20 protein-coding genes are annotated in these 21,159 nt (G+C 70.4%); 4 read left to right on the forward strand and 16 right to left on the reverse strand.

Features of this window, described 5'->3' with window-relative positions; all coding sequences use genetic code 11:
* Positions 1–138: 138 nt before the first annotated feature.
* From SCMU_RS12445 to SCMU_RS12460, 4 genes are all read right to left on the reverse strand, one after another.
* On the reverse strand, positions 139–1,746 hold the full coding sequence (locus SCMU_RS12445) for a hypothetical protein (RefSeq protein ID WP_229229452.1): 1,608 nt from the start codon (positions 1,744–1,746) through the stop codon (positions 139–141).
* On the reverse strand, positions 1,731–2,513 hold the full coding sequence (locus tag SCMU_RS12450) for an ABC transporter ATP-binding protein (RefSeq protein WP_229229453.1): 783 nt from the start codon (positions 2,511–2,513) through the stop codon (positions 1,731–1,733). Before SCMU_RS12450 ends, SCMU_RS12445 begins: the two co-directional genes overlap by 16 nt.
* Positions 2,514–2,642: 129 nt before the next feature.
* The gene (locus SCMU_RS12455; protein WP_229229454.1) at positions 2,643–3,644 is read right to left on the reverse strand and encodes a tetratricopeptide repeat protein; all 1,002 of its coding nucleotides are present in this window, start codon (positions 3,642–3,644) and stop codon (positions 2,643–2,645) included.
* Between the two features lie 85 nt (positions 3,645–3,729).
* Positions 3,730–5,538, reverse strand: a complete 1,809-nt coding sequence (locus SCMU_RS12460; protein WP_443020141.1) for a DUF8094 domain-containing protein — start codon at positions 5,536–5,538, stop codon at positions 3,730–3,732.
* Between the two features lie 161 nt (positions 5,539–5,699).
* Here SCMU_RS12460 and SCMU_RS12465 point away from each other — a divergent pair, with 161 nt between their 5' ends.
* On the forward strand, positions 5,700–7,016 hold the full coding sequence (locus SCMU_RS12465; RefSeq protein ID WP_229229456.1) for an AI-2E family transporter: 1,317 nt from the start codon (positions 5,700–5,702) through the stop codon (positions 7,014–7,016).
* A gap of 37 nt (positions 7,017–7,053) precedes the next feature.
* Here the strand turns inward: SCMU_RS12465 and SCMU_RS12470 are convergent, their stop codons facing one another.
* Complete coding sequence (locus tag SCMU_RS12470; protein ID WP_229229457.1) at positions 7,054–7,863, reverse strand: alpha/beta hydrolase; 810 nt, start codon at positions 7,861–7,863, stop codon at positions 7,054–7,056.
* Positions 7,864–7,952: 89 nt separating this feature from the next.
* Positions 7,953–8,297 (reverse strand): Rv1322 family protein, encoded by a 345-nt coding sequence (locus SCMU_RS12475; RefSeq protein WP_229229458.1) that lies wholly within the window; start codon positions 8,295–8,297, stop codon positions 7,953–7,955.
* An 83-nt stretch (positions 8,298–8,380) separates the two neighbouring features.
* Here SCMU_RS12475 and nucS point away from each other — a divergent pair, with 83 nt between their 5' ends.
* The 3 genes from nucS to SCMU_RS12490 all read left to right on the forward strand — a co-directional run bounded on the left by nucS (position 8,381) and on the right by SCMU_RS12490 (position 10,855).
* Positions 8,381–9,076 carry an endonuclease NucS gene (nucS, locus tag SCMU_RS12480; protein ID WP_229229459.1) on the forward strand — a complete coding sequence of 232 codons (696 nt, stop codon included), beginning with the start codon at positions 8,381–8,383 and terminating at the stop codon, positions 9,074–9,076.
* 34 nt (positions 9,077–9,110) lie between these two features.
* Positions 9,111–10,376, forward strand: coding sequence for an N-acetylglucosamine-6-phosphate deacetylase (locus tag SCMU_RS12485; protein WP_229229460.1), 1,266 nt, complete (start codon positions 9,111–9,113; stop codon positions 10,374–10,376).
* A 275-nt stretch (positions 10,377–10,651) separates the two neighbouring features.
* A complete protein-coding gene (locus SCMU_RS12490; RefSeq protein WP_229229461.1) occupies positions 10,652–10,855 on the forward strand; it encodes a cold-shock protein in 204 nt (67 codons plus the stop codon).
* Positions 10,856–10,965: 110 nt separating this feature from the next.
* Here the strand turns inward: SCMU_RS12490 and SCMU_RS12495 are convergent, their stop codons facing one another.
* The 10 genes from SCMU_RS12495 to SCMU_RS12540 all read right to left on the reverse strand — a co-directional run bounded on the left by SCMU_RS12495 (position 10,966) and on the right by SCMU_RS12540 (position 21,135).
* A complete protein-coding gene (locus SCMU_RS12495) occupies positions 10,966–13,473 on the reverse strand; it encodes a bifunctional lysylphosphatidylglycerol flippase/synthetase MprF (protein ID WP_229229462.1) in 2,508 nt (835 codons plus the stop codon).
* Entirely contained in the window at positions 13,470–14,072 is a 603-nt protein-coding gene (locus tag SCMU_RS12500; protein WP_229229463.1) for an alpha/beta hydrolase, read from the reverse strand. Before SCMU_RS12500 ends, SCMU_RS12495 begins: the two co-directional genes overlap by 4 nt.
* Entirely contained in the window at positions 14,047–14,787 is a 741-nt protein-coding gene (locus SCMU_RS12505; protein ID WP_229229464.1) for a hypothetical protein, read from the reverse strand. Before SCMU_RS12505 ends, SCMU_RS12500 begins: the two co-directional genes overlap by 26 nt.
* Positions 14,788–14,794: 7 nt before the next feature.
* Positions 14,795–15,226 carry a DUF2550 domain-containing protein gene (locus SCMU_RS12510; RefSeq protein ID WP_229229465.1) on the reverse strand — a complete coding sequence of 144 codons (432 nt, stop codon included), beginning with the start codon at positions 15,224–15,226 and terminating at the stop codon, positions 14,795–14,797.
* A gap of 10 nt (positions 15,227–15,236) precedes the next feature.
* On the reverse strand, positions 15,237–15,518 hold the full coding sequence (locus SCMU_RS12515; protein ID WP_229229466.1) for a F0F1 ATP synthase subunit epsilon: 282 nt from the start codon (positions 15,516–15,518) through the stop codon (positions 15,237–15,239).
* Between the two features lies 1 nt (position 15,519).
* On the reverse strand, positions 15,520–16,971 hold the full coding sequence (atpD, locus tag SCMU_RS12520) for a F0F1 ATP synthase subunit beta (RefSeq protein WP_229229467.1): 1,452 nt from the start codon (positions 16,969–16,971) through the stop codon (positions 15,520–15,522).
* 69 nt (positions 16,972–17,040) lie between these two features.
* Positions 17,041–17,931: a F0F1 ATP synthase subunit gamma gene (locus SCMU_RS12525; RefSeq protein ID WP_229229468.1), complete on the reverse strand. Its 891-nt coding sequence runs from the start codon at positions 17,929–17,931 to the stop codon at positions 17,041–17,043.
* A 78-nt stretch (positions 17,932–18,009) separates the two neighbouring features.
* A complete protein-coding gene (atpA, locus tag SCMU_RS12530) occupies positions 18,010–19,647 on the reverse strand; it encodes a F0F1 ATP synthase subunit alpha (RefSeq protein ID WP_229229469.1) in 1,638 nt (545 codons plus the stop codon).
* 109 nt (positions 19,648–19,756) lie between these two features.
* Positions 19,757–20,587 carry a F0F1 ATP synthase subunit delta gene (locus tag SCMU_RS12535; RefSeq protein WP_229229470.1) on the reverse strand — a complete coding sequence of 277 codons (831 nt, stop codon included), beginning with the start codon at positions 20,585–20,587 and terminating at the stop codon, positions 19,757–19,759.
* Positions 20,587–21,135: a F0F1 ATP synthase subunit B gene (locus tag SCMU_RS12540; protein ID WP_229229471.1), complete on the reverse strand. Its 549-nt coding sequence runs from the start codon at positions 21,133–21,135 to the stop codon at positions 20,587–20,589. The genes SCMU_RS12535 and SCMU_RS12540 overlap by 1 nt, the downstream gene beginning before the upstream one ends.
* Between the last annotated feature and the right edge of the window lie 24 nt (positions 21,136–21,159).

Here is a 21,159-nt window from a genome sequence, read left to right on the forward strand (position 1 = left end):
ACGCGGCCGACTCCTAGATATCCTACGTCCGACAACCGCGCGGAGGCTAGCCCCCGCGCACGACGGCGCGCGGTCGCCGTCGTGCGTCGGGCGCCGTTGACGGGCCCTCCTGACGCATGCCGCCTCAGCCGTGCCGCCTCATCGGACCCTGGTCAGGCTCGCGTAGAGCTCCGGCGCGCGCCGGTCCATGAGCAGGCCGCCCAGCAGGATCCCGCCCACGAGGAGGGCGGCACCCAGAACACTGCCGACGCCGAGCACAGCCCACGCGTAGCCCGCAGATCCGGTCGTCACCGCCAGGACGGCGAGGACGATCTCCGGCGCCACGAGGATCCCGAGCACCACCATCCCGCCCAGCTGCACAAGCAGAGTCTGCGCGCTGTTGCCTGCGGGCCTCTTGAACGGGCTCTCCCCCGGCAGGGGCACCACGACGGTGTAGCGGGCCGAGACGAGCGAGGAGAGCCCCACCCCGGAGAGCAGCACGCCCAGGGACAGCCCGAGGAACGCCGGTGCCAGCCGCCAGTCCCCCGCAAGAAGGAACGGCAGGATCGTCAGCACCGCGACCGTGGGGAACGCGAACAGCAGGAGGGCGGCGGCACGGCCCAGCCGGTCCGAGCGGCCGCGCAGCCCCGCCGCGACATGGAGGGAAAAGGCGGTGGAGTCGTACGAGACGTCCGCCGAGATGGACCAGGCCAGGATGAACGCCGCGAGTGGGCCCGCGATGATGAACGGGCCCTCGAGCAGCGACCCGTGGGCGCCGCGCCCCGTGAGCGAGGAGACGTACAGGATGACGGGCAGCAGCGGGACGACGATGAGACCCGCCGTGTAGCGGGGGTCGCGGATCCAATAGGTCAGGGCCCGGGCCGCGACCGCCCCTGCTGGCGTGGGCGGCATCCAGCCGAACGCGCCGAGGCCCCGACGGGAGGCCGCCCGCGCTCCCGCACCGCCCGAGGATCGGCTCCCCGGGCTCTCGAGGGCCCGGGCGAGCGCCCAGGACCATCCCCAGGCGGCGAGGGCAAGCCCGGCGGCGGCAATGAGGAGCTTGGCGAGCGCCTCGAGCACGCGGCCGTCGGCGGCGTCGGCCGGCGCCGAGAACGGCGCGCCGAGCGGCGTCCAGCCGAGGACGTGCGCCGCGGCGGCAACCCCGGTCGTCCCGCTGTCGCCGATCCCCCGGGCCATCAGCGAGATCGCGGGGCCGAGGAGCACGAGGGGGACGATGAGCACGATCCTGCTCACGTCCCTGAAGCGGCGTGACGAGGCGAGCTCGGACGCGACGCTCGCCACGAGCCGGCTCAGGACCACGCACAGTCCAAGCGCGAGCACCGCACCGAGCACCGCCACCGCGAAGGGCAGGGGTCCCCGCGCCCAGGTGATCGTCGTGGCAGCGAGCGCGAGCGCCGTGCACACGCCCGGCACGCCGATGAGCCCCGCGGCGGCCTGGCCGAGGAGGAGCTGGCGCAGCGGAATCGGGAACAGTGCGAAGCGGGCGGGGTCCAGCGTCAGGTCCACACCGGAGAAGATCACCGGGGTCAGCGCCCACCCGACCACGAGCAGCGCGCCGGCGAGCGCGAGGACCGTCCCGGCCAGATCGGTCGGCACGGCACGGAGCAGGACCAGGCCCGCGACCGCCAGGAACAGCAGCCACAGGCCGTACAGCGCGCCGATCACGATGCCGACGAGCTGCCAGGGGCTGCGCCTCAGGCCGTTGCGCACCAAGAGGAGCTTGAGCCGGATCAGGTGTGCAACCACGTGAGCCCCTCAGTCCGGCCCGGCCCGCCGACGAGCTGGACGAAGCGGTCCTCGAGCGACGCGCCCGCCCGCACGTCGTCGACCGTGCCTGCGGCGAGGATGCGCCCCTGGGCGACGACGGCGACGTGGTCGCACATCCGCTGCACGAGGTCCATGACGTGGCTTGAGACGACGACGGTTCCGCCGGAGCGCACGAAATCGGTCAGTATGGCCCTGATGCTCGCCGCGGAGACCGGGTCCACCGATTCGAAGGGCTCGTCGAGGACCAGCACGCGCGGCGCGTGCACAAGCGAGGCGGCGAGGGCGATCTTCTTGGTCATGCCCGCGGAGTAGTCCACGACGAGCGTGCGCGCGTCCCCGGCGAGATCGAAGGCCTCGAGGAGGTCGCGGGTGCGCTGGGCCACGGTGGCCCGGTCGAGGCCGCGCAGGAGGCCCGAGTAGGTCAGCAGCTGCTCGCCGCTGAGCCGGTCGAAGAGCCGGACGCCATCGGGGAGAACCCCGAGGAGACGCTTGGCGGCCAGTGGTTCGGCCCACACGTCCACCCCCAGCACGGCCGCGGAGCCGGCGTCCGGGCGGAGGAGGCCCGTGGCCATCGAGAGCGTCGTGGTCTTGCCGGCACCGTTGGGCCCCACGAGCCCGTAGAACGAGCCGGTCGGGACCTCGAGGCTGATGCCATTGACGGCCGGCTTGCCGCCGAACGCCTTGACGAGGCCGCGGAGCGAGAGCGCTGCCTGCCCGGAGGGCGACGATGGGTGCGGGTGGTCCATGCGTCCACGCTAGCAACCGGCGCGGCTGCGGGGATCGGCCGCGAGGATGAACGCGGGCCTCAGCCTTCGGGATGAGGCCCGCGCGGGGAGGCGATCGTCGGCGGCCGGCCGGTCAGAAGAGCGTGCGGGTCAGAAGAGCGCGCGGGCGAGCTGGGCCCGCGCGGCGCTTACCCGGGGGTCGGCGGCGCCGATGACCTCGAAGAGCTCGAGGAGCCGGACGCGGGCCTCCTCGCGCTCCTCGCCCGCGCTGCGCGCGATGAAGGCAACGAGGCGCGAGAAGCCGTCCTCGACGTGGCCGCCCACGATGTCGAGGTCCGCCACAGCGAGCTGCGCGGCGACGTCGTCGGGGGCTCCGGCGGCGTCGGCGCGGGCGCGTTCGGCGGCGGGCTGGTCGATCCCGGCCACCCGGGCCATGAGCTGGACCTGGGCGAGGCCGGCCTTGGCCTCGCGGTCCGCCGGATGATCGGCGAGGGCCTTGCGGTAGGCCCCCTCGGCGGCGGCGAAGTCCCCGCGGTCGATCGCGTCGAACGCCTCCTGGTGCAGCGGCGGGAGCTCAGGCTCGACCACCGGCGCGGGTGCACCGCTGACCGTCCCCGTCACCCCGTTGGCCTCGGCGACCCGCAGGAGCTCGTCGAAGAGCTGGCGCGACTGCTCCTCGGCCGCCGCCCCCTGGAACAGCGGGATGGGCTGCCCCTTGAGGATCGCGACGGCGGTCGGCACCGCCTGGGCGCCGAACGCCTGGGCAAGCTGCGGGAACGCGTCGACGTCCGCCGCCGCATACAGAAGCCGCCCGCCGTACGAGGCGACGACGGTGCCGAGCTCGTCGCGGAGGCGCTGGGACTCGGGCGAGTAGGAGGCCCACAGGAGCACGACGACGGGGACCGTCGCCGAGCGCTGCACGATCTGGCCGAAGGACGCCTCGTCCAGGTCGATCCGGCCCCCTTCGGGTGCGGCGCCGGCCGGAGCCCCGACTGGGGGCGGCGCGGAGTCGTCGGGCACGGCCGCGCCGGGCGCGGCTGCTGACGCAGCGGCGGGAGGTGTCGCCGTCGCGCGCGCCTTGAGGGCGGAGAGGTCGACGGCGCCGCGGAAATTCAGCTGCGGCTGGGGCTGGCGGGAACCGGGAACACTCATGGGACCAGCTTAGCGAAGCCCCCGGACACACTTCAGGGGCGGGTCCGCGCGTGCGGACCCGCCCCTGAAGGAGCAGATGGAACGGCTACCCGACGCTAGCCCCGGAGAGGTTGCGGGTCGCACCGATGAGCGTGACCTGGGTCGAGGCACCGTCCTTCGGCACGTAGATCGTGACCGACTCACGGAACGTGAGGGTCATCTTCGACGTGGCCTCCTTGCCGCCGGCGAGCGCGGCGGCATCGTCGGCGAGGGTCAGCTTGTCGCCGGTCTGCTTCGGGGTGCCCTCGAGCACGAAGTCGAGCGGAGCGGTCACGATCGCGCCGCCGTCGGCCGTGCGGAAGGCAGTGGCCTCGTCCCCGACGAGGGTGTGCCTGGCGGTGAAGTTGCCGTTGGGGCTCTTCGAGACGACGTCCGCCTGGTAGCCGATCGTGTCCGTGATGTAGGCGTTGTCGGCGATCCGGTCCTTCCAGACGCTGTCCGGGTAGGTCAGGCGGTCCGCGACGCCGGCAATCGCCTCGGCGGGCGTGTAGACGAGGCCGTTCTTGGCATCGAGCGCGAGCTGGTCGGCGCCGGACTTGGCCGTGCCGGGGAACGTCGCCCCGGGCAGCAGGGGCGCCGCCTCGATGAGCTTGTAGTTGTCCCGGGCGGTCTGCTGGCGGAGGGTGAGGATCTGCGGCGTCGTGTTGCCATCCCCCTGGGTGACGGCGATGACCGTCCGGGGCCAGGTCCGCTGGGTCGTCACGACGCTCGTGAGCAGCTTCGACGCGCGGACCGGGGCCACGGCCGGGGCGCTCGAGACGGCGGCGCGCACCTTGTAGTTCTGGGTGCGGGCCAGCAGCGCTGAGCCCGAGGCGCGCAGGGAGAGCTTGGCGGCGTCCTTCGCGTCGTCGCCGGCTTGGGTCGCGCTCGCGGTCTGGTCGAGGATGCGCGCAAGCTGGTCGTCGAGGAGCACGCGTTCCTTGGGCGCCTCGGCGGCACTCGGGGAAGCGGAGGCGCTCGGGGACGCACTGCCCGAGGGCGACGGCGCAGTGGTCGCCTGGGCGGGGGCGGCACCGAGGCCGGCGCCCGCTACGAGCACCGTCAGCACTGCGATGGCGGTGCCCGGGAAGGCTCGGCGGCGGGCGTCGAGCGCGCGGCGGGGCACGCCGTCGTGCGCGGTGTTCGACGCGGTGCCCGCCGCAGCGATCTCTGCGGTGCCCTGGCCGCCGCCGGGCGCCCGGCGCGGCGCCCGGGGGATCGCGCTCGTGGCCGGGGTCGTCGAGGCTCGGCGCGAGGGCGCACCCGTTCCCGGGCGCCCGCCGGAGCGCCGGCTGAGGAGGCCGAGGATGATCCCGGCCAGCGCGAGCAGGGCGCCGATCACGATGAGCGGAACGGCCCACGGCGTGCTCGCATGGCTCGGCCACGTAATCGTCACGTCGTGCGGGGCCGCGGCGGTGCCGTCGGTGGCGAGCAGGAGCTGCCAGTCGCCGCTGTCCGGGACGTCCCAGTGGTACTCGAGGCTGCCGGAGGCATTCTGCGTCGTCGCGAACACGTCCGCGCCGGCCGGATTCGGCGAGGTCGGGTCGCCGTCCACATGGGTCGCCGAGAGGACCTTGCCGTCCGAGGACGCGCCGTCGATTGTCGTGTGGGCGGTCTTGCCGACCCAGCCCGACACGTCGTCCGGGCGGCCCGCGGACAGCGAGAAGTTCCCCTCACCGCGGATCGTCAGGGTCGCCTCTCCACCGCGGAGGTCACGGAGCTTGGTGTCGATCACGGTCAGCGGAGCAGCCGGGGTGTCGGCCGGGAGCGTGGCGGTGACCTGCTCGTCCGGCGCCCACCACGTCAACTGGCCGATGCCGGCCACGAGGGCTACAAGGCCGAGCAGCAGGAGCGCAGCTGCGGTCTTCAATCGCACAGGAAATACCTCACGTCGGGGAAAGGGAACCTCACCATGGTAACCAAATCGTGATCCTAGGGCCGCATCGGACCGGCTGGTAACGTGTGCGCAGACGGCCCGAGAAGCCCTCGGAAGCAGCGAAAGAGACCGAGAGACACCGAGAGACAAGGCGCACTCCCGTGGCAGAGAACCACCAGCCCGGTCCCATTGAGCCGGAGAACGGCCTCGGTGGTGGCTCGAACCCCCCGGTCGGGAAGCCGGTGATCGGCGGGGACCGCGCGTCCGGGCACCGCGGCCTGACCGGGTTCGTGCGCGACATCGTCCACCGGCTGCGGACGCCGCTTCCGGGAGCGCAGCCGCGGGTGCGCTTCGAGATGCCGCCCCTGCGCGAGGCCGATGGCGCCCAGGCTCCCGAGGCCGTCGAGCCCGAGGGGGAGTTCGGCGAGCCCGGGCCGCGCGTCTCAGCCCGCAATCCGGTGTACATGGGCTTCATGGGGACCGTCGGCGTCGGAATCGCCCTCGCGCTGTACTACGTCGCCTCCCACACCACCCAGCTGCTGCTCTGGATCCTCGCCGCGCTGTTCATCGCCCTCGGCCTGGACCCCGTGGTGCGCTGGCTCGAGTCCCACCGGGTTCCGCGGGCCCTCGGGATCGCGGCGACGATCCTCGCGCTGCTGGCCGTCCTCGGCGCGTTCTTCGGCACCCTCATCCCGACCATGGTGGACCAGATCACCCAGCTGGTGAACAACGTCCCCATCTGGATCCAGGACTTCCTGCATTCCGACTTCTACCGAAGCATCGACGAGCAGTTCGGCATCAAGACCCGTGTCACAGAGGAACTGCAGAAGTTCGGGCAGGATTCCACGGCGATCTCGAACATCTTCGGCGGCGTCCTCGGCGTCGGCTCCACCATCGCGAACTCGCTGTTCGGCGTCCTGATCGTCGTGGTGCTGAGCCTGTACTTCCTCTCCGCCATGCCCGCCATGAAGGTCTGGGCCTACCGCCTTGCGCCGCGCTCGCGCCGCCGCCGGGTCGAGGCGCTCAGCGAGGAGATCACCCGCTCCGTGGGCAACTACGTGATCGGGCAGGTGTGCGTCGCCGTGCTGAATGCGACGTTCGCCTTCATCGTGATGGGCATCCTGAAGGTCCCCTTCGCTGCCCTGCTGGCCTTCGTGGTCGGCTTCCTCGCGTTCATCCCGCTCGTGGGCGGGGTCGTGGCGGGCGTCATCATCTCGCTCGTGGCGCTGACGGCGGGATGGCAGACCGGCGTCATCATGGCCATCGCGTACTTCGCGTACCTGCAGTTCGAGGCATACTTCGTGTCCCCGCGCATCATGCAGCGTGCCGTCGCCGTCCCTGGCCCTGTGGCCGTCATCTCGGTCATCGCCGGCGGCAGCCTCCTCGGAGTGCTCGGGGCGCTCATCGCGATCCCGACGGCCGCCTCCGCGATGCTCCTGATCAAAGAGGTGTTCATCACCCGGCAGGACAAGCACTAGGACGGGCGCTGGGTGCGCACGCGCCACCGTCCGGGCACTACGCCGCGGCCGCGACCATACCTTCCCAGTCCGTCGGCAGCGTGCCCCCCGGCGCGGTCCCGGCGGCGCCGTGCCCGAGGACGTCGGCCACGATCTCGCTCAGGGCACGGTGGACGTACTTCTCCCCGACCCACAGGTGCTTGGCGCCGTCCACTCCCACCACTTTGGCCTGGGGGACGCGGGCGAACCGCTCGGCGGCCTCGGCCGGGCGGAGGTAGTCGTCGAACTCCGGCACGAGCGCAGTGAGCGGCCGGCCGTAGTCGGCCCAGGCATCCAGATCGGCGTCGCCCGCGCGGTGCAGCGGCGGAGAGAGAAGGACTGCGCCCTCGATGGCGTCGGCGACCGGCGCGGTCGCCCCGTACTTGAGCGCGAGCTCCGTCCCGAAGGACCAGCCCACGAGCCAGCGGCGCGGCAGACCGCGCTCAGCGGCGAAGAGCACGGCAGCCTCGACGTCGGCCCTCTCCCCCACGCCCTCCTCGAAGCGGCCCCCGCTCGTGCCCCGGGGGCTGGAAGTCCCTCGCGTGTTGAACCTCAGGACGGCCAGCCCGGAGAGGGCGGGCAGCCTGAACGAGGCCTTGCGGAACACGTGCGAATCCATGAACCCGCCATGGGTCGGGAGCGGGTGGAGGGTCACGAGGGTCGCGGACGGCTCGCGGTCCGCGGGCAGCGCGAGCTCCCCCACGAGCGTGAGCCCGTCGGAGGTGTGCAGCTCGATGTTCTCCCGGCGTGCGGGCAGCACCGTGTTGGCGCGGATCGGCGTGGGGCCGTCGGACTCGGTGAACACGTACGAGGCGGGATCGAAGCTCATGCGCCCACAGTAGCGAACGGTCGCCGAGGGGAGTGGCGTGCGGACACAGGCCGACGCCGCCTCCCCGTGTGCTTCCGCGGTACGAGCGTTCAGCGGTACCGGTAGTTGCGCGTACGCCAGCAGTGCGTGTGCCAGTGTCGGCGCTCCGCGATCCCGGCCTCGTCGCCGAAGAGGTGGTCATCGGCCCACACCACGAGGTGTGCCACGCCGGGCGGGATGATGAGCGAGCAGCCGGGGCAGGTGTAGTCCTTGGCCGCGTTCCTCGTGGTCACCTGCCGGACACGCCACTCGCCGTCGGGCGCCGACTCGAGGCGCGCGAACCCCGCGAGGACCCTCTCCGGGCTGAAGTCGTCGAGGTCCTCCCTCGCGTTCGCCGCGGCCCGCTCGGTCCGGGAGACGGCTGGGCGGCGGCGGGAGCGGTTCGAGCGGGGCATGGTCCCATTGTGCCCCGGCCCGCGCTTCCGCCTTCCGGCCCCGCCCTCCGCCCGGACGCAGCACGATTCGATAAAGTTCTCGGGTGCGACTCGTCATTGCCCGCTGCTCCGTCGACTACGTGGGGCGGCTCAAGGCCCACCTCCCCCTCGCCACCCGTCTCCTCGTGGTCAAGTCGGACGGCTCGGTACTGGTGCACTCCGACGGCGGCTCCTACAAGCCGCTGAACTGGATGAGCCCGCCCGCGACGATGCGCGTCACGTCCCCCGAGCAGGCCGAGCTCGAGGACGGCGTGGCCGAGCAGTGGACGGTCCAGTCCGCCAAGACCGACGACCGCCTCATCGTCAACGTCCACGAGGTGCTCCACGACTCGTCCCACGAGCTCGGAGTCGACCCCGGCCTGGTGAAGGACGGCGTCGAATCCGATCTCCAGCGGCTGCTCGCGGAGCAGATCGAGACGCTCGGAGCGGGCTACTCGCTCATCCGGCGGGAGTACTACACGGCCATCGGCCCGGTGGACATCCTCGCGCGGGACGCGACGGGAGCCACGGTCGCGGTCGAGCTCAAGCGCCGGGGGGACATCGACGGCGTCGAGCAGCTCACGCGCTACCTCGAGCTGCTCAACCGCGACCCCCTGCTCGCGCCCGTTCGGGGCATCTTTGCCGCCCAGCAGATCAAGCCGCAGGCGCGCGTCCTCGCCGCGGACCGGGGGATCGACTGTGTCACCCTCGACTACGACGCGATGCGGGGGGTCGACGACGTCGAGTCGCGTCTGTTCTGATCGCACGACGCCGGGGCTCGCCTAAGGTAGTTCCATGACCTCCCCCGAGACCCCCGCCCCGGAGTCCCCCTCCCGTCTCACCCTCCGCGGCCGGATCGTGAGCGACGGCACCGAGATCGCGGACGGGCTCATCGCGGTCGAGGACGACCGGATCGAGTACGCCGGGCCCGCCGCGGACTTCGACGCAGCGGCGTTTGGCGGGACAGAGGTGCCCACGCCCGAGGGCGCGCTGCTGCTCCCCGGGCTCGTGGACCTCCACTGCCACGGCGGGGACGGGGTCGATTTCCCCAGCACGGACGAGGCGGGCGCGCGGCGGGCCATCGGCTTCCTCCACGGGCGCGGCACGACCATGCTCCTGGCGAGCCTCGTGACGGCCTCCCGCGAGGAGCTTCTGCGCGGCACCGAGCTCTTCGCGAGGCTCGACACCGAGGGCCTCATCGCCGGTGTGCATGCCGAGGGCCCGTTCCTCGCGCACGCGCGCTGCGGCGCGCAGAACCCAGACTTCCTGCTCGAGCCGGACGTCGACTTCGCGATGGAGCTCATCGAGACGGCGGACGGGGCCCTCGCGACGATGACCTACGCGCCGGAGCTGCCCGGCGCCTCGGACCTCGTGGACCTCCTGACGGCGCACGGTGTGACGCCCTCGCTCGGGCACACCGACTGCGACGACGCCACCGCGGAGGCCTCGCTCGAGCAGGCGAGGGACGGCCTCACCGCGGCCGGGTTCGACGGCGCCGAGGGCCTTCCCACCGTGACGCACCTCTTCAACGGCATGCCCCCGATGCACCACCGCTCCCCCGGGCCGGTCGCCGCGTGCCTGCGCACCGCGGCCGCCGGCGGCGCGGTCGTCGAGCTCGTGGCCGACGGCGTCCACCTCGCCCCCGCAATGGTCCGCACCGTCTTCGAGCTCGTGGGCTCGGCGAACATCGCCCTCGTGACGGACTCCATGGCCGCAGCAGGACTGGGCGACGGGCACTACATGCTCGGCCCGTCGCCGGTGACAGTGGCCGGGGGCGTGGCCACGCTGGACGCCACGGGGTCGATCGCCGGCGGGACCGCGACGCTCTTGGAGGTCGTGGCGCGCACGGCGGCCGCGGGGATCCCCCTCGCCGATGCCGTCTTCTCGGCCACGGCCGTACCGGCGGCGGTCCTCGGCCGCTCCGACGAGCTCGGCAGCCTCCGCCGCGGGCTCCGGGCCGACATCGTGGCGACGGACCCCGATCTTGGCCTCGGGGCGGTGGTGCGAGCGGGCGTGCTCCTCCCCCGGACCCCTTCCCCATCGCGCCCATTGCGTGGCTGAGAACGCGCAGCGCGGGGTTTCCGCGGCGTTCTCCGGCGGTTGGCAGGGAATTCCTCCATCGTTGGCAACAAAACCCGTCTATCCCGTTGACCGCACTTGCCCGGCATGATTGGCTAGTCCCAGTCTTGATGTAGGTAGCAGTGTTTTTCATGCAATGCATGCTCGCAAGACCGTTGCGAGCGTGGAGTTCCCGGCATACTGGGCCCTCCCGCGGAGTAACTCGGCCGTCACACAAGTGCCGGCGTCACGATGAAATCCACAGGAGAATGCAGGACATGGCACAGGGGACCGTCAAGTGGTTCAACGCTGAGAAGGGGTTCGGATTCATCACTCCGGACAACGCCGAATCGGACGTGTTCGTCCACTATTCGGAGATCAAGTCGAATGGGTTCCGCACGTTGGAGGAGAACCAGCGCGTGGAGTTCGAGATCGGCCAGGGGGCCAAGGGCCCTCAGGCCACGGGTGTCGTCGCTCTCTGAGCGGCTGACTGAACCGGCGTCGCGCCGGCGTCAGGGGCTCCGGTTCGCCGGGGCCCCTCCCTTTTGTCCGATATTCACGGGAAAAGCAAAGAATCATTCCGCATGCAGAATTAGCCGACCATCTGCCGCAGGATCCGCATGCGGTGGCGCATTGTCAGCCCGGGCAGATAAGCCTGCGCGAGGGCCTGCCCGATCGCGGGCAACTGGAGCGGATCCTGGTAGTACATGTAGAGCGCGTGGTATTCGGGCTGGAACCGCGACTTGAACTTGGCGAGGGACCGGAATCCGTAAACCGGTTCGAGTGCATGGCCCACGGCATTCAGCAGGCGGGACAGGAGCTCGTCCCCGGCGTCGACCTCAGCGCGCTCCCCCGTCGGATCCGCGGCGAGCGGCGACCCGGACAGCGAGATCCACTCGACGCTGCCGCGCAGCTCGTGCACCGCCGAGGCGATGAGGAACTCCATGACGCCCGGGAAGCCCTCCGGCCCACGCCGCATGAAGTCGAGGGTCCAGCCCACCACCGTGAACTCCTCGTAGACGGGCAGCCAGCTCGTCACGCCCTGGATCCTCCCCTCGCGGTCCATGGCGAGGCACACGAGGACCTCCGGGTCGTTGAGCTCGTCGAGCCCTCCCAGCGTGAACCCCATGTCCGGAAGCGCCTTCTGCGCAGACCATTCCTCCGAGAGCGCGCTGAGCTGCTGGCGCTGCGACGGCGAGAGCAGGTGGTACCGCGTCCACACGGCCTCAACCCCCATCTTCCGCGCCTTGTTGACGGCGGTGCGGACGTTCTGCCACTCCTTGCCCACGAACTCGAGGTCCCGGACCCTCAGCCGCGTCTCCTGTGCGACTTCGACACGGTGGAATCCGCGCGAGCGGAGCTCTGGCCACAAGTCACCCGAGAGGGAGTAGAAGCAGGGGACCAGCGCGTTGCGCGCGCAGTGGGCGATGAACTCCGCGACCGCCGCAGGCCCACGTCCGGCCGCGCCGATCGGCCCCGCGACCGAGAGCGCGATCCGGCCGTGCACCTGGAACGCGAGGCCCACGGTCGCGTGCCTGTCAAACCAGAACCGGTTGGGCGGCCACAGCGTCATCCACGACAACGAGCCGCCGCCGCGCCGTGCGAGTTCGCGGGCGAGCTCGAGGCTGTCGTCCCGGTCGCCGAGCGACTGCCGCCCGCGCAGCACCACGACGCCCACGAGCACGAGGGCCACGAGCCACGCGATGAGCCCGCTGTGCGTGAAGAGCCAGAGCTCGGCGGCACTGCGGGTCCTGAAGGCGACCTCATAGCTGCTCGGGATGGGCGACGGCAGGTACTGCCGCACCAGCTCCCCGGCCAGGCCCCACACGGAGTCCCGGCGCGCCAGGCCGCCCCCCTGCCACCACAGCGCGGTGTAGGTGACCACGAGTCCCCCCGCGACCACGGCGGCCGCGGTGCCCAGCCGTCGCCGCATGCCGCGCGCCGTCTCCACCGGAAACAGCTCGCGGTTGAGCCAGAGCACGAGCACGAGCGCGACTGCCGTGAGGGCGATGGGCAGGATGTGGACAAACCCTGAGGCGAGAACCGAGAAGCGGGGCCTCCGCGGCGACGCGGGCATGCGCAGGAACAGAGCAAGGTAGCCGATCGCGAGGGTCCCGACGGCCACCTGCACCGCGACGGCCAGGCGCAGGGCCACCTTGCGCCCACGGCGGAGGCCCTCGGCGCAGATGAGGAGAATCGCCATCGGCACCAGCGATGTGATGTACCCTTCGGCCGAGAGCGCGGCGGGCTGGGCGGCCTGGAGGCACGCGGCGTCGACCGTCCCCCCGCAGTCCTGCTGGAGCTGGGCGAAGATGGGCATCGGGTTCAGGACCATCTCGCGCACGAGTGCCAGCGGTCCCGAGGGGCTGCGGGAGAGCGCCGCCAGCACTGGGCCCACAGCGGCCAGGGTCACGAGGACCACGAGGATGTTGCGGCGCTCCCGAACGGAGGGCACCACTGCGTGCGCCTCACGGCGGGTGCCGGCGGACCACCAGGACGCCACGAGGCCCAGGAGCGCCCCGATGAGCCCGAGGACCGTCTCGGAGTGACCCACGTACAGCGTGAGCATCGCGGCGATCCCGATGACGGCGGTGCGGAGGCGGCGCCGCCACAGGATTCCCAGTGACGGGCTCGCCGCCATGGCCGTGAAGAGGGCCGCGGGGTACGGGCCGAGCACGGGATCCCCCACCATGGAGCCGAGCCAGCCGTCCCCGCCGAACCGGGCGAGCTGCGTGAGTGCGAAGAACACGGTCACGGACGCGAAGTCCCCGATGAAGAAGAGGGCCGCGGCCTTGAGGGACCCGTACGCCATCTCGGCCACCGGGACGAGGACACCGACGACCACCGTCGCGGCGAGGTAGGCCAACGGGTTCGTGACGAAGAAGATCGACGTGATCGCGGCCCACCACTGCCCTTCCCGCAGCGAGGCAAGGTCGCCTCCGACGACGTCGAGCACGGCGGGGGGCGGGCCCGCGAGGATGCTGCCCGTCGCGGCCCCGGTGATCCACATCGCGGCGATGACGGCGAGCGTGAAGGGGATGCGCCGCGCTCCCCTCGCACTCGCCCGTGCCACCGCAGCGAACGAGGGCAGCCGGATCATGGAAGCCGCCACCGGTCCCCCAGCGCGTCCAGACCCGTCGGAATGGCGCGGGCGATCATCTCCCACGAGTGCCCCTCGCCGGGAATGAAGTCCTCCTGCACCTGCACGCCGCCGCCCCGAGCCTGGGCGGCGATGACATCGGCCTGGGCCATGAAGTCAGTGTCGCGGCCTCCGGCCGCCAGGAACAGGAACTGGCCCTCATGTCCCCCCTCCGCGAAGAAGTGCGCGGGGATGTTCGCGTCGAACGCCGCCTCGTCCCCGCCGAATGCCGCATCGATGGTCTTGCGGCGCTCCTTCGCCAGCGAGGGCTCCTTCTCGGCGGCGAAGCCGAGCGCGGAGCCGAAGAGCTCGGGGTGCTTGGCGAGGAGCTGGACCGCGCACGTGCCTCCGAAGGAGAAGCCTCCGGCCGCCCAGTGCTGAGGGTCGGTGGCCACGGTGAGATGCTCCTTGATCCAGGGGACGGCGTCGTCGACGAGGTAGGTCTCGGCCTGACCGAGCCGGGTGTCCATGCAGAGCGTGTTGCTGCTGGGCGTGCCGATCGGATCCACGACGACGGCGACCGGCGCGACGCCGTCATGCTTCGCGGCGAACCTGTCCATCGTCGCACGGAGGCGGCCCCCGAGAGCCAATCCGACGGGTTGCCGGGCTGGCCCGCCATGAGGAGCAGGACCGGCAGCTGCGGCCTCGTGGCCGCGAAGTAGGCGGGGGCAGATAGACATACGCCTCGCGCGCGGCGAAGCCGGAGTGCGCGTTGGGCAGACGGACTCTGCGCAGCTCTCCATAGCCGGGCAGGTCCGCCGGCGGGGTCCACACGGCCAAGGGGACCGACGGCGCGGCCGATCGCTCGACGTCGGCACCCAGCTGCGGGATCCGGTTGACCGAGACGCCTGCCAGGTCGGCGACGGTGAGATAGAGGCCGAAGTAGGCGTTGATCTGCTGCGCGGACAGGAGCACCATCGCGATGGCGGACGCCACTGCTGCAGCCCGGCGTCCCCACGCGCCCCGCGAGCGTCCGAGCCGGACCAACCCGACAACGCCGAGGACCACCCCGAACACGCCGGCCCCGGCCCACGTGAGCACCTCGGACGGAAGGTCCTCGGGGAAGATGCTCAGGATGTCGACGAGGAGCCAGTGGACGCCGAGGGTCACCCCGGCCGCGACGACTGCCGAGGCGGGGACCATGACCAGGCCGCGCACGCGGGGCCGGCGAAAGAGAACGAGCCAGAGAAGGAAGAGGGCCCCGGCAATGCCGAGCACCCAGCACGCGATCGCGAGGGGCCCGTCGACGATTCTCAGGCCGTAGAGCCAATCCATGGCCGCCTCAGCGCCACGTTCCGACGCCGATGACCGGGCCGGCCTCAAGCCAGGAGGCGAGGCCCGCGTACGCACTGAAGTCCATGGCGAGCCGGACGCTCTCGCCGAGGTAGGCCAGTTCCACGACCACGACGTCCGCCTGAACGCGCGTGCGCTCCGCCTCGGTGGGCGCGCGCCGCCCGAGGAGCTCAATCGAGCTGCGAGTGAAGCGGTACCGGGCCACCGGACTGAGGGAGAGCAGGTTGAACCACTCGAGTTCAGTGTCCTGATAACGGCAAACCCCCATCCGCCACGGCCCGGAGGCCATGGAGATGGAGGCGTCAATGGTGCCCAGGGTGCGCCGCAGGACAAAGCGGCGCACCCCAAGGGCACAGAGCAATGCGACGAGGAGCAGGAAGACCACTGCCAGGACGATGAACGGAAGAGCGGAATCGTCCATGGAGGTCTTGCTAACGGGTCCCCGCGGCCGATTCGCCGATCTGGGCGTTGTCGGCGACGATCACGACCCGGTCCGAATCGACGGAGAAGAAGCCGCCGTCGACCGTGGCCGTGAACCTCGAGCCGGAGACCGGCTCGATCACAATGTCACCCGCGTGCATGATCGCGAGAACCGGGGTGTGCCCGGGAAGGATCCCGATCTCGCCGTCCGCCGTGCGGGCCTGGACCATCTTCGCCGGGCCGGACCACACGAAGTGGTCCGCCGCGACGATCTCGACCTCGAGCTCAGCCATGCTACTTGGTCTGCTCCTGGATCTTCGCCCACGCGCGCTCGACGTCATCGAGGCCGCCGACGTTGAAGAACGCCTGCTCCGCCACGTGGTCCAGCTCGCCGTCGCAGATCGCCTTGAAGCCCTCGATCGTGTCCTTGATGGAGACCGTCGAGCCCTCGACGCCCGTGAACTGCTTCGCGGTGTAGGTGTTCTGCGAGAGGAACTGCTGGATGCGGCGGGCGCGGGCCACGACGATCTTGTCCTCTTCGGAGAGCTCGTCGACGCCGAGGATCGCGATGATGTCCTGCAGTTCCTTGTTCTTCTGGAGGATCTGCTTGACGCGCACGGCCGTGTCGTAGTGGTCCTGGCCGATGTACTGCGGGTCGAGGATGCGCGACGTCGAGGTCAGCGGATCGACGGCCGGGTACAGGCCGCGCGAGGCGATCTCACGCGAGAGCTCGGTCGTCGCGTCGAGGTGCGCGAACGTCGTCGCCGGTGCCGGGTCGGTGTAGTCGTCGGCGGGGACGTAGATCGCCTGCATCGACGTGATCGAGTGGCCGCGGGTCGACGTGATGCGCTCCTGGAGGAGGCCCATCTCGTCAGCGAGGTTCGGCTGGTAGCCGACGGCCGAGGGCATACGGCCCAAGAGCGTCGAGACCTCGGAGCCGGCCTGCGTGAAGCGGAAGATGTTGTCGATGAAGAGCAGCACGTCCTGGTTCTGCACATCGCGGAAGTACTCCGCCATGGTCAGCGCCGTGAGCGCCACGCGGAGGCGCGTGCCCGGCGGCTCGTCCATCTGGCCGAACACGAGGGCGGTGTCCTTGAGGACGCCCGCCTCGTCCATCTCCACCCAGAGGTCGTTGCCCTCACGGGTGCGCTCGCCAACGCCGGCGAACACCGAGGTGCCGCCGAAGTTGCGCGCAACGCGGGTGATCATCTCCTGGATGAGCACGGTCTTGCCGACGCCCGCGCCACCGAACAGGCCGATCTTGCCACCCTTGATGTACGGGGTGAGGAGGTCGATGACCTTGATGCCGGTCTCGAGCATCTCGGTGGAGCCCTCGAGCTGGGCGAAGGACGGTGCCTTGCGGTGGATCGGCCAGTAGTCGGAGGCCTGGATCTCCGACTCGGCAACGTCAAGGGGCTTGCCGAGGACGTTGAAGATGTGGCCCTTGACGCCGTCGCCCACGGGGACGGAGATCGGAGAGCCGGTGTCGACAACCTTGGTGCCGCGGACGAGGCCGTCGGTGGCCTGCAGCGAAATGGCGCGGACGAGGTTGTCGCCGAGGTGCTGGGCGGTCTCGAAGGTGATCTCGCGGGTGTGGTCGCCGAGCGTGATCGTCGTGGTCAGCGCGTTGTAGATCTGCGGAATGGCGTCGGCCGGGAACTCGACATCGACAACCGGCCCGATCACGCGGGCAATCCGGCCCGTCGCGCCAGCGGTAGCAACCGCTTCAGAGGCAGTGGCAGTCATCTCTCTCACTTCTTCAGTAGATGGCGTGGAATCAGTCTATTCGGTGGGGCTCTTGCGAACCGTGTGCGCTCAGGCGCTGAGGGCGTCGGCGCCGGCGATGATCTCGGTCAGCTCCTGCGTGATCTCCGCCTGGCGGGCGGTGTTGCGCAGTCGCGTGTACTTCTTGATCAGGTCGGTCGCGTTGTCGCCCGCGTTCTTCATGGCGCGCTGGCGCGAGGCGAGCTCGCTCGCCGCCGCCTGGAGCATGGCCGCGAAGATGCGCGATTCGATGTAGCGCGGAAGGAGGGCGTCGAGCACCTGCTCCGGCTCCGGCTCGTACTCGTAGAGCGGCAGGATCTCGTTCGGATCCGTCACCTTCTCCTCGACGACCTCGAGGGGAAGCAGTCGGATCACCGTGGGCTCCTGCACCACCATCGACTTGAACTGGGTGTACACGACGTGGATCTCGTCGACCCCGCCGTCCTCGTACCGCGTGGCGAAGGCGTCAAGGAGAACCTTGCTGATCTCCTTCGCGGTCGCGAACTCGGGGTTGTCGGTCCCGCCGGTCCACACCCGCACGTACTCGCGGTTGCGGAAGTCGAAGTAGGCCTGGCCCTTGCGGCCGACGAGGTACGTGGCCACCTCCTTGCCCTCTCCGCGGAGGAGTTCGACGAGCGCCTCGGCCTGCTTCATGATGCTCGCCGAGTAGGCGCCGGCCTGGCCTCGGTCTGCCGTGAGGACCAGCACTGCCGCGCGCCGCACCTGGGTGGGCTCGGTCGTCAGCGGGTGGTCGATCTCGGACGAAGAGGAGACAGCAGAAACGGCGCGGGTAATGGCATTCGCATACGGCAGGGACGCGGCCACGCGGGCACGGGCCTTGCCGATGCGGGAGGTAGCAATCAGCTCCATCGCCTTGAACATCTTGCGCATCGACGACGTCGAGGCAATCTTCTGGCGGTAGACCCGGATCTGGGCTCCCATTCTTGTCCTTTCCTCACCCTCGCCCCTCCGGCCAGACCGGGGCACCGGCCCCGGTCTGGCCGCAGGAGCAGCAGGGCATCAGCGCTTCTGCTTGACGATCTTTTCCTGGTTGACGTCACCCTCGGGGAGCGCGTCGTGCTCCTCGTGGCCGGCGCCGACCAGCTGGCTGTCGCCCTCGCCGAAGAAGCCCTTCTTGAAGTCCGCCACGGCGGTCTTGAGCGCCTCGACCGTGTCGTCCTCGAGCTTGTTGGTCTGGGCAAGCGTCGTCAGGATGGACGTCTTGCGCTTGAGGTAGTCGATGAAGTCCGACTCGAAGCGGCGGACATCCTCGACTGGGACGTCATCGAGGTAGCCGCGCGTGCCGGCCCAGATCGAGACGACCTGCTCTTCCACGGGATACGGCGAGTACTGGCCCTGCTTGAGCAGCTCCATGAGGCGGGCGCCACGGGTGAGCTGCTGGCGGGAGGCCGCGTCGAGGTCCGAGGCGAACATCGCGAAGGCCTGCATATCGCGGTACTGGGCGAGGTCGAGCTTGAGCGTGCCGGAGACCGACTTCATCGACTTCACCTGTGCGGCGCCGCCGACCCGCGAGACCGAGATGCCGACGTCGACAGCGGGGCGCTGGTTGGCGTTGAACAGGTCGGACTGCAGGAAGATCTGGCCATCGGTGATGGAGATGACGTTCGTCGGGATGTACGCCGAGACGTCGTTCGCCTTGGTCTCGATGATCGGCAGACCGGTCATCGAGCCGGCACCGAGCTCGTCCGAGAGCTTCGCGCAGCGCTCGAGGAGACGGGAGTGCAAGTAGAAGACGTCGCCCGGGTAGGCCTCGCGGCCCGGCGGACGGCGCAGGAGGAGGGAGACCGCACGGTAGGCCTCGGCCTGCTTCGAGAGGTCATCGAAGATGATCAGGACGTGCTTGCCGCCGTACATCCAGTGCTGGCCGATGGCCGAGCCTGCGTACGGGGCAAGGTACTTGAAGCCTGCCGGGTCGGACGCCGGGGAGGCCACGATCGTCGTGTACTCGAGCGCGCCGTGGTCCTCGAGGGTCTGGCGCACGGCCGCGATCGTCGAGGCCTTCTGCCCGATGGCCACGTAGATGCAGCGGACCTGCTTGGTCGCGTCGCCCGAGGCCCAGTTGGCCTTCTGGTTGATGATCGTGTCCACCGCGATGGCCGTCTTGCCGGTCTGGCGGTCGCCGATGATCAGCTGGCGCTGGCCGCGGCCGATCGGGATCATCGCGTCGATGGCCTTGAGGCCCGTCTGCATCGGCTCGTGGACCGACTTGCGCTGCGTCACGCCGGGAGCCTGGAGCTCCAGGGCACGGGTCGTCTCGGCGCTGATCGGGCCGAGGTCGTCGATCGGCGCGCCGAGCGGATCGACCACGCGGCCGAGGAACGCGTCGCCCACGGGGACGGAGAGGATCTGGCCGGTGCGGTGCACCTCCATGCCCTCCTCGATCCCGCCGAAGTCGCCGAGGATGATGACGCCGATCTCGCGGACGTCCAGGTTCTGGGCCAGGCCCAGGGTGCCGTCCTCGAAGCGGAGGAGCTCGTTCGCCATGACCGAGGGGAGACCCTCGACACGGGCAATGCCGTCGCCGGCGGTGGTGACACGGCCGACCTCGACGCGCTCAGCCGCGCCAGGCTCGTAGGAAGCCGCGAAGTCGTTCAGCGCGCTGCGGACGTCGTCGGCATTGATGGTCAATTCGGCCATCTTGCAGTCCTGCTCTCTTGATTCTCGTGGTCATCGAAGAGGCGTGCTGCCTGCGATGACCTGGTTGTCTGATGCGAAGTGTGCTGATGCGGAGTCTGCTGATCCTCAGCTACGCCTGCGTGGCGAACTGGCGGCGCAGCTCACCGAGCCGCGTCACAGTCGAGGCGTCGATCACCTCGTCGCCGACCGTCACGCGGAGTCCGCCGACGAGCGACGGGTCCACAGTCGTGTTGAGCTTCAGCTCCCGCCCGTAGAGGCGGTTCAGTCCGGTGCGGAGCCGTTCCGTCTGCTCCCCGCTGAGCGGGCGGGCGACGACCACCTCGGCGATCCAGCGCTTCTGGCGCCTGGCCGCGAGCTCAGCGAACTTCTCGACCAGCGCGGTCGGCCTGAGCCCGCGGGGGGCCTCGGCCGCCTGGCCGATCAGGAGCTGGGCCTCTGCGGAGGCGTTCGGGACGAGCCGCAGCGCGAGCGTCCGCTTGGCGGACGCCGTGGCCTGGGGATCGGTCAGCGCGGCCTGGAGCTCGTGGTCGGAGTCGACGGTCCCCTTGAAGGCAAAGAGGTCATTCTCCAGCTTCTCGAGCCCGCCCACTCCGCCGTCGATACCGTTGCCCTGCTCCGCAACCGCGATGGCCACGGTCGAGGCAAGGGTCTCGAGTGCATCGCTGATGTCCCGGGCGCCAGCCCAGCGCAGCGCGGCAAGCTTCGCCGTGATCTCGACCGCGTCCGAGGACGCCTTGCCGTCCAGCAGGCTGTGCACGAGCGCCGACTTCTCGTTCCCCTCGCGGGTCGGATCGGTCAGCGCGCGGCGAAGGCCGGCGGAGCCGTCAAGGACACCGAGGACGCCGAAGAGCTCCCCCGCCAGCGACAGCGATGCCGTCGGCAGCATGGCCTCAAGGTCCGCCAGCGCCGCGGACAGCGACTCGCTCGATACTCCTGCCATTACTTCGCCGCACCTGCGTTCTGGGACTCCAGGTCAGCAAGGAAGCGGTCCACGACGCGCGAGGCGCGGGCGTCATCGTCGAGCGACTCCCCGACGATGCGGCCTGCCAGCGTCGTGGCCATCGAGCCGACCTCCGAACGCAGCGACGCTACCGCGTGCTGGCGCTCGGCCTCGATCTGGGCGTGCGCCTGCTCAGTGATGCGGGCGGCCTCGGCGGCCGCCTTCTCCTTGAGCTCGGCGAGGATCTGGGCACCTTCGGCGCGCGCCTCCTCACGGATGCGGTTCGCCTCGGTGCGGGCGTCGGTGAGCTGCTGCTTGTACTCCTCGAGCGCCGCGGACGCCTCAGCCTGAGCCTTCTCAGCCTTGGCGATGCCGCCCTCGATGGCCTCCGCGCGCTCGGCGAACGTCTTCTCGAACGCCGGAACGACGAACTTGACGACGATCCAGAGCAGGACGGCGAAGCCGACGGCGACGACCAGGATCTCCCACCAGTTCGGCATGAGCGGGTTCGTGCCCTCGGTGGCGGCGCGAACAATGAACTGATGCATATGTTGCACCCCTCCTATCTACTC

This window comes from Sinomonas cyclohexanicum (genome assembly GCF_020886775.1).
GTDB classification, from domain to species: domain Bacteria; phylum Actinomycetota; class Actinomycetes; order Actinomycetales; family Micrococcaceae; genus Sinomonas; species Sinomonas cyclohexanicum.

Coding starts and splice junctions, on each gene's coding strand:
- SCMU_RS12450 (WP_229229453.1), bottom strand. CDS start 2,513: ATGGACCACCCGCACCCATCGTCGCCCTCCGGGCAGGCAGCGCTCTCG.
- SCMU_RS12455 (WP_229229454.1), bottom strand. CDS start 3,644: ATGAGTGTTCCCGGTTCCCGCCAGCCCCAGCCGCAGCTGAATTTCCGC.
- SCMU_RS12470 (WP_229229457.1), bottom strand. CDS start 7,863: ATGAGCTTCGATCCCGCCTCGTACGTGTTCACCGAGTCCGACGGCCCC.
- SCMU_RS12475 (WP_229229458.1), bottom strand. CDS start 8,297: ATGCCCCGCTCGAACCGCTCCCGCCGCCGCCCAGCCGTCTCCCGGACC.
- SCMU_RS12485 (WP_229229460.1), top strand. CDS start 9,111: ATGACCTCCCCCGAGACCCCCGCCCCGGAGTCCCCCTCCCGTCTCACC.
- SCMU_RS12490 (WP_229229461.1), top strand. CDS start 10,652: ATGGCACAGGGGACCGTCAAGTGGTTCAACGCTGAGAAGGGGTTCGGA.
- SCMU_RS12495 (WP_229229462.1), bottom strand. CDS start 13,473: ATGATCCGGCTGCCCTCGTTCGCTGCGGTGGCACGGGCGAGTGCGAGG.
- SCMU_RS12500 (WP_229229463.1), bottom strand. CDS start 14,072: ATGGACAGGTTCGCCGCGAAGCATGACGGCGTCGCGCCGGTCGCCGTC.
- SCMU_RS12505 (WP_229229464.1), bottom strand. CDS start 14,787: ATGGATTGGCTCTACGGCCTGAGAATCGTCGACGGGCCCCTCGCGATC.
- SCMU_RS12510 (WP_229229465.1), bottom strand. CDS start 15,226: ATGGACGATTCCGCTCTTCCGTTCATCGTCCTGGCAGTGGTCTTCCTG.
- SCMU_RS12515 (WP_229229466.1), bottom strand. CDS start 15,518: ATGGCTGAGCTCGAGGTCGAGATCGTCGCGGCGGACCACTTCGTGTGG.
- atpD (WP_229229467.1), bottom strand. CDS start 16,971: ATGACTGCCACTGCCTCTGAAGCGGTTGCTACCGCTGGCGCGACGGGC.
- SCMU_RS12525 (WP_229229468.1), bottom strand. CDS start 17,931: ATGGGAGCCCAGATCCGGGTCTACCGCCAGAAGATTGCCTCGACGTCG.
- atpA (WP_229229469.1), bottom strand. CDS start 19,647: ATGGCCGAATTGACCATCAATGCCGACGACGTCCGCAGCGCGCTGAAC.
- SCMU_RS12535 (WP_229229470.1), bottom strand. CDS start 20,587: ATGGCAGGAGTATCGAGCGAGTCGCTGTCCGCGGCGCTGGCGGACCTT.
- SCMU_RS12540 (WP_229229471.1), bottom strand. CDS start 21,135: ATGCATCAGTTCATTGTTCGCGCCGCCACCGAGGGCACGAACCCGCTC.